Annotated in this window: 10 protein-coding genes and 1 riboswitch; of the genes, 5 read left to right on the plus strand and 5 right to left on the minus strand. The window is 72.3% G+C overall.

Annotated elements, in window-relative coordinates; translation table 11 throughout:
• Window positions 1-400 precede the first annotated feature (400 nt).
• Both ABTZ59_RS14290 and ABTZ59_RS14295 read right to left on the minus strand, forming a co-directional pair.
• Window positions 401-1,999 carry an ABC-F family ATP-binding cassette domain-containing protein gene (locus ABTZ59_RS14290; RefSeq protein ID WP_351395964.1) on the minus strand — a complete coding sequence of 533 codons (1,599 nt, stop codon included), beginning with the start codon at window positions 1,997-1,999 and terminating at the stop codon, window positions 401-403.
• 308 nt (window positions 2,000-2,307) lie between these two features.
• A complete protein-coding gene (locus ABTZ59_RS14295) occupies window positions 2,308-3,192 on the minus strand; it encodes a hypothetical protein (RefSeq protein ID WP_351395967.1) in 885 nt (294 codons plus the stop codon).
• Between the two features lie 245 nt (window positions 3,193-3,437).
• On the opposite strand from ABTZ59_RS14295, the gene ABTZ59_RS14300 reads away from it, so the two are divergent.
• Window positions 3,438-3,839: a VOC family protein gene (locus tag ABTZ59_RS14300; RefSeq protein ID WP_351395970.1), complete on the plus strand. Its 402-nt coding sequence runs from the start codon at window positions 3,438-3,440 to the stop codon at window positions 3,837-3,839.
• A 110-nt stretch (window positions 3,840-3,949) separates the two neighbouring features.
• On the opposite strand, the gene ABTZ59_RS14305 is transcribed toward ABTZ59_RS14300, so the two are convergent.
• The 3 genes from ABTZ59_RS14305 to ABTZ59_RS14315 all read right to left on the minus strand — a co-directional run bounded on the left by ABTZ59_RS14305 (window position 3,950) and on the right by ABTZ59_RS14315 (window position 7,611).
• The gene (locus ABTZ59_RS14305; protein ID WP_503002799.1) at window positions 3,950-5,347 is read right to left on the minus strand and encodes a hypothetical protein; all 1,398 of its coding nucleotides are present in this window, start codon (window positions 5,345-5,347) and stop codon (window positions 3,950-3,952) included.
• Between the two features lie 380 nt (window positions 5,348-5,727).
• A complete protein-coding gene (locus ABTZ59_RS14310; protein ID WP_351395976.1) occupies window positions 5,728-6,855 on the minus strand; it encodes an alpha/beta hydrolase in 1,128 nt (375 codons plus the stop codon).
• A gap of 93 nt (window positions 6,856-6,948) precedes the next feature.
• Window positions 6,949-7,611, minus strand: coding sequence for a class II aldolase/adducin family protein (locus ABTZ59_RS14315; RefSeq protein ID WP_351395979.1), 663 nt, complete (start codon window positions 7,609-7,611; stop codon window positions 6,949-6,951).
• 176 nt (window positions 7,612-7,787) lie between these two features.
• Between ABTZ59_RS14315 and ABTZ59_RS14320 the strand changes: the two genes are divergently transcribed.
• The 4 genes from ABTZ59_RS14320 to ABTZ59_RS14335 all read left to right on the plus strand — a co-directional run bounded on the left by ABTZ59_RS14320 (window position 7,788) and on the right by ABTZ59_RS14335 (window position 12,369).
• The gene (locus ABTZ59_RS14320) at window positions 7,788-9,071 is read left to right on the plus strand and encodes an inorganic phosphate transporter (RefSeq protein WP_351395982.1); all 1,284 of its coding nucleotides are present in this window, start codon (window positions 7,788-7,790) and stop codon (window positions 9,069-9,071) included.
• Window positions 9,072-9,113: 42 nt separating this feature from the next.
• A complete protein-coding gene (locus ABTZ59_RS14325; RefSeq protein ID WP_351395985.1) occupies window positions 9,114-9,341 on the plus strand; it encodes a hypothetical protein in 228 nt (75 codons plus the stop codon).
• A gap of 185 nt (window positions 9,342-9,526) precedes the next feature.
• A riboswitch (cobalamin riboswitch) is annotated at window positions 9,527-9,678 on the plus strand.
• 34 nt (window positions 9,679-9,712) lie between these two features.
• Window positions 9,713-10,774, plus strand: coding sequence for a cobalamin biosynthesis protein (locus tag ABTZ59_RS14330; protein ID WP_351395988.1), 1,062 nt, complete (start codon window positions 9,713-9,715; stop codon window positions 10,772-10,774).
• Window positions 10,771-12,369, plus strand: a complete 1,599-nt coding sequence (locus ABTZ59_RS14335) for a cobyric acid synthase (protein WP_351395991.1) — start codon at window positions 10,771-10,773, stop codon at window positions 12,367-12,369. Before ABTZ59_RS14330 ends, ABTZ59_RS14335 begins: the two co-directional genes overlap by 4 nt.
• The last annotated feature ends 8 nt before the right edge of the window (window positions 12,370-12,377 follow it).

Raw genomic sequence — 12,377 nt, forward strand, 5'->3', positions numbered from 1 at the left:
TGCGCTCTGGACTTCTCATGATCACCCCTCGCGGGCTTCCTGGCCACCCATTCGGCAAGGTCCGCACGACAAGCTTTACCCGGCTCCAGGCGTGAACCACGACCGGAATCGCGTATTCCGTACGCGGTCGCCGTCACCTTTGCCCAAAGCTCCGGACGAAGTGCCAGGTCAGCGCCGCCACGTCGGAGACGGCGCGGATCATGGTGCGATCGGCCTGTTCCGTCGCGCACCACGCCGTGGTACGAGACGCACTCACACAGATGAGGGATCACGGCTGAGCCGAAATGATCCATATGGAGTCGATCACGCGCGTGGATCATGTGGCGACAGCTCATCACCGGACCCCGGCACCCCGCTCATGAGCGTACTCAGAGGCACCCCGGGGGTACTCAGGGCGTTCTCAGGCGAGTGCGACCAGATCCGCGTAGTCCGCTCCCCAGAGGTCCTCGACCCCGTCGGGCAGCAGAATGATCCGCTCCGGTTCCAGCGCGTGCACCGCGCCCTCGTCGTGGGTGACGAGGATGACCGCTCCCTTGTACGTGCGGAGCGCGCCGAGGATCTCCTCGCGGCTGGCCGGGTCCAGGTTGTTCGTCGGCTCGTCGAGCAGGAGCACATTCGCGGAGGAGACGACCAGGGTGGCCAGCGCCAGCCGGGTCTTCTCGCCGCCGGAGAGCACCCCGGCCGGCTTGTCGACATCGTCCCCGGAGAAGAGGAAGGAGCCCAGCGTCTTGCGCACCTGGACCAGGTCGAGGTCGGGAGCCGAGGACCGCATGTTCTCCAGAACGGAGCGCTCCGGGTCGAGGGTCTCGTGCTCCTGCGCGTAGTAGCCGAGCTTGAGGCCGTGACCGGGGGTCACCTGTCCGGTGTCCGGCTTCTCGACCCCGGCCAGCAGCCGCAGGAGCGTGGTCTTGCCCGCGCCGTTGAGGCCGAGGATGACGACTCTGGAGCCCTTGTCGATGGCGAGGTCGACATCGGTGAAGATCTCCAGCGAGCCGTATGACTTCGACAGTCCCTCGGCCGTCAGCGGGGTCTTGCCACAGGGCGCGGGCTCGGGGAAGCGCAGATTGGCGACCTTGTCGGACTGGCGCACCTCCTCAAGACCGGACAGCAGCCGCTCGGCGCGGCGGGCCATGTTCTGCGCGGCGACGGTCTTGGTGGCCTTGGCGCGCATCTTGTCGGCCTGGGAGTTCAGGGCGGAGGCCTTCTTCTCCGCGTTGGCGCGCTCGCGCTTGCGGCGCTTCTCGTCGGCCTCGCGCTGCTGCTGGTAGAGCTTCCAGCCCATGTTGTAGACGTCGATCTGCGAGCGGTTGGCGTCCAGGTAGAAGACCTTGTTGACGACGGTCTCGACCAGTTCGACATCGTGGGAGATGACGATGAAACCGCCGCGGTACGTCTTGAGGTAGTCGCGCAGCCAGACGATCGAGTCCGCGTCGAGGTGGTTCGTGGGCTCGTCGAGCAGCAGGGTGTCGGCGTCCGAGAAGAGGATGCGGGCCAGCTCGACGCGGCGGCGCTGACCGCCGGAGAGCGTATGGAGGGGCTGGCCGAGCACCCGGTCGGGCAGTCCCAGCGCGGCGGCGATGGTGGCGGCCTCGGCCTCGGCGGCGTATCCGCCCTTGGTGAGGAACTCCGTCTCCAGGCGCTCGTATTTGCGCATCGCCTTCTCGCGGGTGGCGCCCTGACCGTTCGCCATCCGGTCCTCGTTCTCCCGCATCTTCTTGAGTACGGAGTCGAGGTCGCGCGCGGAGAGGATGCGGTCCCTGGCGAGGACATCGAGGTCGCCGGTGCGCGGGTCCTGCGGGAGATAACCCACCTCGCCCGAGCGGGTGATGGTGCCCGCGGCGGGAACGCCCTCGCCCGCGAGGCACTTGGTGAGCGTGGTCTTGCCGGCGCCGTTGCGGCCGACGAGGCCGATGCGGTCGCCCTTGGCGATACGGAAGGAGGCGGACTCGATGAGGACACGGGCGCCGGCGCGCAGCTCTACACCGGTTGCGGTGATCACGGAAAAACTCCAGGGCGGTATGGACGGCGGAAGAGGGCAGGCGGAGGAGATTCTTCGACGCCGGCTAATGCACAAGGAGAAATGCCATACGGGTCAGTCTAACGGGGCCGCGCAACTGCTTTCTCTGGCCGGTCCCCGGACAGGACCTAGGGCCTTTCGTTTGGATCAGGCCGGATCAGGGAGCGGGGGCTGGTGCCGTGGATCGCAAGGCGGAGGAGGGAGCCGACGCGGAGCGTCGGCGACTGACGACAACGCGGCGAGGCGCGGTGCCAGGGCACGCGAGCCCGGCAAGATCCGAACGAAAGGCCCTAGTTCGAGACACCGCTCGGGGGATCGTTCGGGGCGACGTTCGGGCGGTCGTTACGGAGCGGGGTGCGGCCCGGCACGATCCGGCCGAGGTCGTCGACCGCCATCAGCTCGGCCGCCCAGTTGGTGTGTCCTGGGCAGGGCTGGGCGACCAGCAGGATCCCGGCCGTACGGACGTAACGGCCCGGCTCGAAGGCGCAGCCGCGTGCGGCGGGCAGTACCCAGCGCAGATCGCCGTCGTCCGCCCGGAAGGTGGCGATGCGCTGCGGGGTCACGACGGCGAGCATGCGCGCCCCGGGTGTGAGGGGCTGGAGGACGCCCGCCGCGCGGCCGGATCCGGAGGCCAGCCAGTCGGCGAGACCGGGCAGGGCGCGATGCCAGCGGACGGCCGAGCCGGTGACGCGCTCGGTGTCGGTGACCAGGCCGTCGCTCCAGAGGGCGAAGGCGTGGCCGGGCCCCGCGGCGAGGGCGAGCGGGCGGCTGCCGGTGCGTTCATGGACCCAGCGGAGCGTGCCCGAGCGCGGGTCGCGTGCCTCGACACGGGGGCCGACGGTGCGCAGGACGGGCTCCTGGGCGGCGGGCGGTCCGGGCGCCGCGGTGGTGTGCACCGTGAGGCGGTCGTCGAAGGGGAGGTGCCGCGACTGCTGGGCGGCGGTCACCAGCGGGACGGCGATGACGGCGGAGAGGGCCGCGAGGACGAGACGGGTGCGGCGCCGTGGGCCGGGCCTGGGGCCGCGGCGCCGGGAACCGCCGGGCGGCAGGCCGTCGTGCGGGGAGTCCGCGTACGGGGAATCGTTCGGCGGGGAATCGGCGTCGTCCTGGGGACCGCCGCCCTCTCTGGCGCCCGGCAGCAGGTCCGGCGCCGTGGTCGTCGGCAGGGCCGTCACTGTTCTCCCTCGCTACCACTGGTGGGCCACTGGTCTCGATGCAGGCGCGAGCGTAGCCACGGGCCGCGCGGGCGGCGCGGGGGCGCCCCGCGACACGGCGGACGCGGCGGGGCACATCCCCCGTTCGGCCTCGGATGCCGGCCGCGCGGGGCGGGACGGCTCGGGACGGCTCGAAGACCGATTGTCAGTGGCCGGTGCGAGACTGAGATCCGCGTCACAGTCGAGCCCGCGAAGGGGTGATCCATATGACCGGAGTACCGACCATCTGTCCGACGATCCTGTACAAGGACGCGAAGGCGGCCCTCAGGACGCTGAAGGACGCCTTCGGCTTCACCGTCCTGAGTGCGTACGAGGACGAGGACGGCGCGGTGCTGCACGCCGAGCTGGCCTACGGCGACGGCGTGGTGATGCTGGGCTCGAAGGGCCGGGCGGGCGTCTTCGCCAAGGCGATGGGCGACGCGGGCCCGGCGGGCGTCTATGTGGTCGTCGAGGACGTCAACGCGCACCACGCGCGGGCGGTGGGGCACGGCGTCGAGATCCTGATGGCGCCCACGGACCAGGACTACGGCTCGCGGGACTATATGGCCCGCGATGCCGAGGGAAACATATGGAGCTTCGGGACATACGCGCCGGGCGGGGGGAACTGAGGCTCGGCAGGCGGCGGACCGCGGTCCCCGGCGGCCGGGGCAGGGCCGGCGGGGCCGGTCCCTGCCTCCGTTGCCCGGCGCACGGCCGCGCCGGGCCGGGCCGGGCCGGGTCAGGCTCCTCCGGTGTGCACCTGGAAGGCCGCCCGGCGGACCGCCTTGGCGAGGGCCGGGTCCGGATGCGCGGCGGCGAGGGCGACCAGGACCTGGACGGTTCGGGGGTGGCCGACGGCCCGGACCTCGTCGAGGAGCGTGGGCACATTGCCCTGCACCGCGGAGTCCAGGTGACGGACCAGCAGATCGCTCTCGCCGTGGTCGGCGACGGCCGCCGCGGTGTCCACCCAGAGCCAGGTGGACTCCTCCCGGGTCAGGACCTCGGTGGCGTCCTCCGGATCGGCGCCCTCGTACTCCGCGAGCCAGAGCAGGGCATAGGGGCGTAGCGAGGGGTCCGTGGCCGCGGCCCGCACCTCACCCTCGGCGGGGGCGCCGACGACGCGCAGCGCCTCGAAGGCGAGCCCGCGCAGCAGAGCGTCCTCTCCCCGGGCGACGGCGAGCAGTTCGGTGACCGCGCTGCCGACGGTGCGGGCGGCGAGCCAGGCGCGGTATTCGGCGCGGGCGGGGCCGGGGGTGAGCCGGGCGCAGCCGCGCAGCATGTGCTGGGCGGACTGCTCGATATTGCCGGCGGGGCTCTGGGCGGCGACACAGATCTGCTCCAGCTTGACCCAGACCGCCCAGTTGCCCAGCGCGGTGAGGGTGGCCTGGCCCTTCCCGAGGGTCAGTGCGCCCACGGCGGCCAGCCCCTCAAGGGCCCAGTCGAGGAGCGGGGGCAGGAGGGCGTCGGCGGGCGGCTCGGGCGCCGGGGGCTCGACGGGGGCGGGCAGCGGGCCGTAGGGCACCTCGCAGCGCTCCTCGTGAAGCTCGGCGACCCGCTGCTGGAGGAGGTCGAGCAGGGCCGGTACGAGCACGGGACCGGCGGAGAGCTGGAGGAGGGAGAGCACCTGGGGGACCGCCTCGACGACCTCGGCGACCGTGGAGGCGGCGACATCGTCGGGGGCCGGGTGCACGAGCGACCAGGCGTCGAAGAGGGCCACCCAGCCGCGCTGGACGGCACTGTCGTCGCGGTCCCAGGCCTGGAGCCGCCAGCCGGGCCGTACGGCGGTGCCGTGCAGCTCGATGAGTCCGGCCAGCCGGGCTCGGTCCCAGCCCGCGCGTACCTGCTCCGGCGTCAACTCCAGTGCGGTGGCGGCCCGTTCGGCGGTGGCCGCGTCGAGCGGACCCGCGCCGGGGTCCCGGTCGCCGGCCGCCCAGCGGGCGATCCGTACCGCGTCGGCGAGGACCGCTCTCGCCTGACGGGCGAGCTCCGCCGGGGGCGGAGTGCCCTCGGGCGGCCGGGGTGCCGGCCGGCTGCGCCCGTCGGTCACTGCCCGTCGGGCCGTGGTCAACGGCCGCGGGCGGACGAGTCGGAGTCTGGAGTTGCGCGCCAATTGCTCATCAGGCTTTCGGGACGTCACGGGGGGCAGTCTTCCCGGTGACCGCCCGAAAGCCCAAACGGAACCTGTTCCGGCGGTACTGGAAGGGCGGAAGGGGCCTGTTCCACGGGGGTGCCGCAGGGCACGGAGGGGAAGGAAGATGCCTGTTGGAAAGGTACGGGTCAGCTGGTGGAGCGCTCCGTGACAGGTGGACACGGTGGGTCGCAAGGTGCGCGAAGGAAGCGAAGTGGAGCGTCCGGCGCCGCGCCGGATTCCGCTACGGCCGCGCATGCCGGACAGATCCGTCAGACACCCGTAAGACACCCCACGGCCACGCGCCGCGCCAGGCCCGCCATCGGGCGCTGTCCGGTCGGCGGCTGTCAGGTCGGGCGCTGTCCGGTCGGGGGCTGTCCGGTCGGGGGCTACATCAGGGGGGTGAGGAAGCGGCGGAGCACCTCTTCGTAGCCGGTCGGATCCGCGTTCCACATGGCGGCGTGCGGAGCGTGCGCGACGGCGTGCAGGCTGATCAGACCGGAGCGGTGGGCGGCGAGTTCGCGGGAGGGGTTCCAGGAGGCGAGGGTGTCGTCGGGGCCGTGGAAGATCAGCGTCGGGATGTTCAATGTGCCGGGGTCGGCGGCCTGGCGCAGCCGGTCGCCGTCGATTCCGGCGCGGTCCTGGGCCGCCCGGACCGCGAGCGGCAGCAGCGGCGCGGGAACACGGCGGGCGGCGGCCAGCGCGCGCAGGGTGGCCTCCGAGTCCAGCACCGGCGAGTCGAGCACCAGCCCGGCGATCCGGGCACGGAGCGCGGAGCCGGCCGCCGCGCCCAGCGCCATCGAGGCGCCGATGGACCAGCCGTGCAGCACCACGCGCTCGGCGCCGTACCGGACCGCGTAGCGGATCGCCGCGTCGAGGTCGCGCCATTCGGACTCGCCGAGGTGGCCGAGGCCGTCCGGGGAGCGGGGCGCGCCGGGATCGCCCCGATAGGCGAGGTCGAGTACCGGAAGTTCCTGTTCCGCCAGGAACTCCATGAGGTTCATGGGGTGCTCACGGGTGGTGCCGAGGCCATGAGCGGTGATCACCCAGGTGTCGCGCACCCCGGGCACGAACCAGGCGGGCAGCGGCCCGAGTTCGCCCGGGATCGTCACGTCCTTGTGGTCGAGGCCCAGCGCGGAGGTGGGATCGCCGCTGTGGACCTGCGGGGTGAGGCGTACGCGGGAGCCGGGGACGAGCGAGCCGTGGCTGACACGCTCCAGTCGGCGCACCACGGTGTCCGCGGCGTGCTCCACCTCGTCGAGAACGGGCCCGACGACGGCGTGCACGCCGGGGCCCTCGATTCCGTATGTACCGGGGCGCAGGGAGGCGAGGCAGCGGGTCAGCGTGATCTGTCCGGCGGCGGTGGCGTGCACGGTGAGCCGGGGGTCGCCCGGCAGCGGGCGGCCCGGTGGCATCTTGAGCGCGGCGTCGCCCGCGTACCGGCCGGCCGCGAGCGCGGCCGCGCCGACGCCGATCAGGGTGGAGACGGCCGCTGCCGTCGCTTTGGCGGGGCGCACATTCTCAGTGTGGTCACCCCCGCCGGGCTCGGCCAGCCGGCGGCGTCCGTCGGAGTGCCGCGTCCCTACCGACCGCCCCGGCGAAAGCGCTGGTCAGCCCCGCTGTCCATATCCCTTCAGCCGCTGCCCGACCTCGTCGAGCTGGGCCTCGGTCAGCAGCGTGGGAGTACGGCCCGGCAGCGAGCTCGCGGTGAGCCAGAGCCGGCACATCCACTCCAGTTGGGCCGTGCGGTCGTAGGCCTGGGCGAGGCTGTCGCCGTAGGCGACGGTGCCGTGGTTCTGGAGCAGACAGGCGTTGCGGTCGCGCAGGGCGTGGAGCATATGGGCTGCCAGGTCGTCCGAGCCGTAGAGCGCGTAGGGGGCGACCCGGACCGCGCCGCCGAGGGCCGCCGCCATGTAGTGGATCAGGGGCAGTTCGGGGACGAGGGTGGAGACGGCGGTGGCGTGCACCGCGTGGGTGTGCACCACGGCCGTCGCGGAGGTGTTCCGGTAAACGGCGAGGTGCAGCGGCAGCTCACTCGTTGGGGTGAATGTTCCGAGGACCTGACGGCCCGCCAGATCGACGCCGACGGTGTCCTCGGCGGTCAGCTGGTCATACGGGACTCCGCTCGGCGTGACGAGGATCAGCTCGCCGATCCGTACCGACACATTGCCGGATGTGCCGACAACAAGCCCTTCATCTGCTGTTCTCCGGGCGGTCGTGATGAGTTCACGCCAGGCCCCGGCTATCGCGTCCTGGTTCTGCTGATCAGTCATAAGGGAATCCTGTCAGGCGGATACGGCGGCACGCAGGGCGCTCCACCAGAACAGGCGGGCGATTTATCCCCACATGAGGACACCACAAAGACGAGCCCAGTTCATCTTCCGTTTACCAAGACTCCCTACGTTCACCGAGGCCACTGACGTCAAAAGATTGCCTGGGTCCTGGGTCAATGGAACACATCACGCTGCTGCTCGCGATCGTGATCGTGACGGCTCTCGTGTTCGATTTCACGAACGGCTTCCACGACACCGCGAACGCGATGGCGACCACCATCTCGACCGGGGCACTCAAGCCCAAGGTCGCGGTGGGCATGTCCGCCGTCCTGAATCTCGTCGGCGCGTTCCTGTCCGTGGAGGTCGCCAAGACGATCTCCGGCGGCCTCATCAATGAACAGGGCATCAGAACAGAAGTGATCTTCGCGGCGCTCGTCGGCGCGATCCTGTGGAATCTCCTCACCTGGCTGCTCGGCCTGCCGTCGAGCTCCTCCCACGCACTCTTCGGCGGCCTGATCGGCGCCACCCTGATGTCGGTCGGCACCTCCGGGGTCAACGGCGGCGTCGTCATCACCAAGGTGCTGATCCCCGCGCTCGCCGCGCCGGTCGTCGCCGGTCTCGCGGCGCTGCTCGCGACGAGGCTGACGTACCGCATCGGCCGCCGTACGGACGACAAGGCGACCGCCAAGGGCTACCGCGCCGGGCAGATCGCCTCCGCCGGGCTCGTCTCCCTCGCCCATGGCACCAACGACGCGCAGAAGACCATGGGTGTCATCACCCTCGCCCTGGTCACCGGCGGCGTCCTCGCCCCCGGCTCCAACCCCCCGCTGTGGGTGATCGTCTCCGCCGGACTGGCGATCGCGCTCGGTACGTATCTCGGCGGCTGGCGCATCATCCGCACCATGGGCACCGGCCTCACCGATCTCCGTCCGCAGCAGGGCTTCGCCGCCCAGACCAGTGCCGCCACCGTCATCCTGGCCTCCTCGCATCTGGGCTTCTCGCTCTCCACCACCCAGTCGTGCTCCGGCGCCGTGATGGGCGCGGGCCTCGGCCGCAAGGGCGGTGTGGTCCGCTGGTCGACCGCCACCCGGATGTTCATCGCCTGGGGGCTCACGCTGCCCGCCGCCGGCCTGGTCGCCGCCGGGGCCGAGTTCCTCACCGGCCAGGGCACCTGGGGCATCGCGGTCGTCGCCGTCCTGCTCGTCGGGATCTCCGCGGCGATCTGGCTCGCCTCGCGCCGTCGTCCGGTCGACCACACCAATGTGAACGAGAGCGAAGCCACGGGCGCGGGCGCGGCGGAAGGCGCCGGGAGCGCCGAGCCGGCGGGCGTCGTCACCAACGCCGTCGCGGCCGTCACCCCGCCGCCCACGGCCGGTGCCGCGCAGGAACTGTCGACCACCATCCCGGCCCCGGGCCCCTCGGACCCCGCGGGCGAGTCCGCGCGAACCGCCAAGGTGTAAGTACCGCGTACGTACCGCCACGGCGTAAGGAAGAGAAACCGCATGAACATCGACTGGGCAGCACTCGGTTCCGTCTTCGGGGTCAGCCTCGTGGCCACCGTCGCCCTCGTGGGCCTGTTCACCCTCGGCATCGTGGGCCTCGCCAAGCGGGAGTCGGCGAGCGCGCGGGGCGCGACCGGCTCCGTGGCGCTGGCCCGTACGGGCGCCTACACCTGCTTCGTGCTCTGCGTGACGGCCGTCGCGTACGGGATCTATCTGATCGTCGCCTGACCGGCGACCGGTGACCGGGCGACCGGAACACCAGGACCACCACACCCCCGGCCGGCCCCGGCGCGTGCGTCACGCGCCCGGGCCGGTCTCCGTGTCGCCCACGGGACGGGCGTGCCGTGTGGGGCTCGGCACACTGTCCCGTCGCTGGTCAGGGATGAGTTGACGGGTGTTTGCGCTGCGTGGTGGACTTCCTGGGCCATTGGGGTCCTGTCCGGCCGGACAGGACCCGGGCGACGGCAGAAGAGGAAGCCGGTGCGAATCCGGCGCGGTCCCGCCACTGTCACTGCGAGCCATGTCTCCAGGAGCCAGGAACTCTCGCCGCCGCATCACGTCGAGCCGGGGCGCGGACCCTGAGTGAGGACATTTTTGCCATGCCTGGCCGCCGTTCGGCCGTCGTGCGCGGCCGGGGTCAGGCCGCCGAGCGTGTTTTCGCCTACGGCGCCGCCGTGGGTCTCCTGGGCGACCAGTTGTTCGGCGATCCGCGCCGGGGTCATCCCGTCGCCGCGTTCGGCCGGGCGGCGACGACCGTCGAGCGGACGCTGTGGCGTGACCACCGGGGCTGGGGCGCGCTGCACACCGCGGTCTGCGCCGGAGGAGCCGCCGGGATCGCGGCGCTGGCCGCCCGGGGCGTACGGGACCGTCACACCGCCTCCGTGGCACTGACCGCCGCCACCACCTGGGCGGTGGTCGGCGGCACTTCACTGGGGCGGGAGGCACGGGCCATCGGCGCGGCGCTCGCGGCCGGCGACGTCGAACGGGCCAGGGAGCGGCTGCCGCGTCTGTGCGGCCGTGACCCGCAGGCGCTGGAGGGACAGCAGATCGCGCGGGCCGTGGTGGAGTCGGTCGCCGAGAACACCTCCGACGCCGTGGTGGGCGCGCTGGTGTGGGGAGCGGTGGCGGGGGTGCCGGGGCTCGCCGGATTCCGCGCCGTGAACACGCTGGACGCGATGGTGGGTCATCTCTCGCCCCGTTACCGCCGGTTCGGCTGGGCCTCGGCCCGGCTCGACGATGTCGTGGGATGGCCGGGCGCCCGGCTGACCTCCGTACTCGCCGGGGCGCTGGCCGGCGCGGTCGGCGGCGATCCACGCGCGGCCCTGCGGGCGGTACGGCAGGACGCGCGCCGGCATCCGAGCCCCAACGCGGGCCCCGTGGAGGCGTCGTTCGCGGGCGCGCTGGGCGTACGGCTGGGCGGGACGCTCGCGTACGGCGGACGGGTGGAGCACCGGCCCGTACTGAACGGTGGGGGGCGGCCCGTGGAGGTCGCGGACATCGAGCGGGCCGTACGGCTGTCGCGCCGGGTGACCGGGGCGGCTCTCGCGGTCTGTGTGGCGGCCCGGTTCGGATTCGGCGCGATACGCCGTACGACAGGCGCGGGAAGTCGTACGACAGGCCCGATACGCCGTACGACAGGCGCGGGAAAGGAACGTGGATGAGCCGGGGCGGGCGCGGCGGGGGGCTGCTGATCGCCGGCACGACCTCCGACGCGGGCAAGAGCGTGGTCACGGCGGGGATCTGCCGCTGGCTAGTGCGCCGTGGGGTAAAGGTCGCGCCCTTCAAGGGGCAGAACATGTCACTGAACTCGTTCGTGACACGCGAGGGCGCGGAGATCGGACGGGCCCAGGCGATGCAGGCCCAGGCGGCCCGGGTCGAGCCGACGGCGCTGATGAACCCCGTCCTGCTGAAGCCCGGCGGTGACCGCAGCAGCCAAGTGGTGCTGATGGGGCGGCCCGTGGGAGAGATGAGCGCCCGGGGTTACTTCGGGTCCGGGCCCGCGGCGGAGCCGCGATCGGCCGACGCGTCCCCCGGGAGGACTCCGCACGGGCGGGAAGCCCTGCTCGGGCCCGTCCTGGAGTGTCTGGAGCGGCTGCGCGGCACGTACGACGCCGTGATCTGCGAAGGGGCGGGCAGCCCCGCGGAGATCAATCTGCGCCGTACCGACATCGTGAACATGGGCATCGCGCGCGCCGCGCGGCTGCCGGTGGTGGTGGTCGGGGACATCGACCGGGGCGGCGTCTTCGCCTCGTTCTTCGGGACGACCGCGCTGCTGGCGCCCGAGGACCAGGAGCTGATCGCGGGCTATCTGGTCAATAAGTTCCGGGGCGATGTCTCGCTGCTCGAACCGGGTCTCGCGATGCTTCGCGGGCTCACGGGGCGGTCCACGCTCGGTGTGCTGCCGTTCCGGCACGGTCTGGGCATCGACGAGGAGGACGGGCTGCGCGTCTCCCTGCGCGGCGCCGTACGCGAGTCCCCGGCGACACCCCCGTACGGCGAGGACGTGCTGCGGGTCGCGGTCTGCGCCGTGCCGCTGATGTCCAACTTCACCGATGTGGACGCGCTGGCGGCGGAGCCGGGGGTCGTCGTGCGGTTCGTGGACCGGCCCGAGGAACTGGCCGACGCCGATCTCGTGGTGGTGCCCGGCACGCGCGGCACGGTCAAGGCACTGGCGTGGCTGCGGGAGCGCGGGCTCGCCGACGCGCTCGCCTGGCGGGCCGCCGAGGGGCGTCCCGTACTGGGGATCTGCGGCGGCTACCAGATCCTGGGCGAGCACATCGACGACGAAGTGGAGTCCCGGGCGGGCGCGGTGCCCGGTCTCGGATTGCTGCCCGTACGGGTGCGGTTCGCCCGCGAGAAGACCCTCGCCCGACCGGTGGGCGTGGCCCTCGGTGAGGCGGTGGAGGGGTACGAGATCCATCACGGCGTCGCGGAGGTACGGGGAGGCGACGTGTTTGTCTCCGACGCGGACGGGCGCGCGCTGGACGGCTGCCGGGTGGGGGCCGTCACGGGCACGCACTGGCACGGGGCGCTGGAGAGCGACGCGTTCCGGCGGCGGTTCCTGACGGAGGTGGCGCGAACGGCGGGGCGGCGTTTCGTCCCCGCGCCGGACACGAGCTTCGGCGTGTTGCGGGAGGAACAGCTCGATCTGCTCGGTGACCTCATCGAGGAGCACGCGGACACGGACGCGCTGATGCGCCTGATCGAGGAGGGCGCGCCCGCGGGGCTGCCCTTCATTCCGCCGGGAGCGCCATGACGACCATC

It is taken from the genome of Streptomyces sp. NPDC094034 (assembly GCF_040303865.1).
Taxonomy (GTDB): domain Bacteria; phylum Actinomycetota; class Actinomycetes; order Streptomycetales; family Streptomycetaceae; genus Streptomyces.

What these genes read in the sequence shown, in the direction of transcription:
- ABTZ59_RS14335 (WP_351395991.1), top strand. Translation starts at nt 10,771, where the DNA reads ATGAGCCGGGGCGGGCGCGGCGGGGGGCTGCTGATCGCCGGCACGACC.
- ABTZ59_RS14330 (WP_351395988.1), top strand. Translation starts at nt 9,713, where the DNA reads ATGCCTGGCCGCCGTTCGGCCGTCGTGCGCGGCCGGGGTCAGGCCGCC.
- ABTZ59_RS14320 (WP_351395982.1), top strand. Translation starts at nt 7,788, where the DNA reads ATGGAACACATCACGCTGCTGCTCGCGATCGTGATCGTGACGGCTCTC.
- ABTZ59_RS14315 (WP_351395979.1), bottom strand. Translation starts at nt 7,611, where the DNA reads ATGACTGATCAGCAGAACCAGGACGCGATAGCCGGGGCCTGGCGTGAA.
- ABTZ59_RS14300 (WP_351395970.1), top strand. Translation starts at nt 3,438, where the DNA reads ATGACCGGAGTACCGACCATCTGTCCGACGATCCTGTACAAGGACGCG.
- ABTZ59_RS14325 (WP_351395985.1), top strand. Translation starts at nt 9,114, where the DNA reads ATGAACATCGACTGGGCAGCACTCGGTTCCGTCTTCGGGGTCAGCCTC.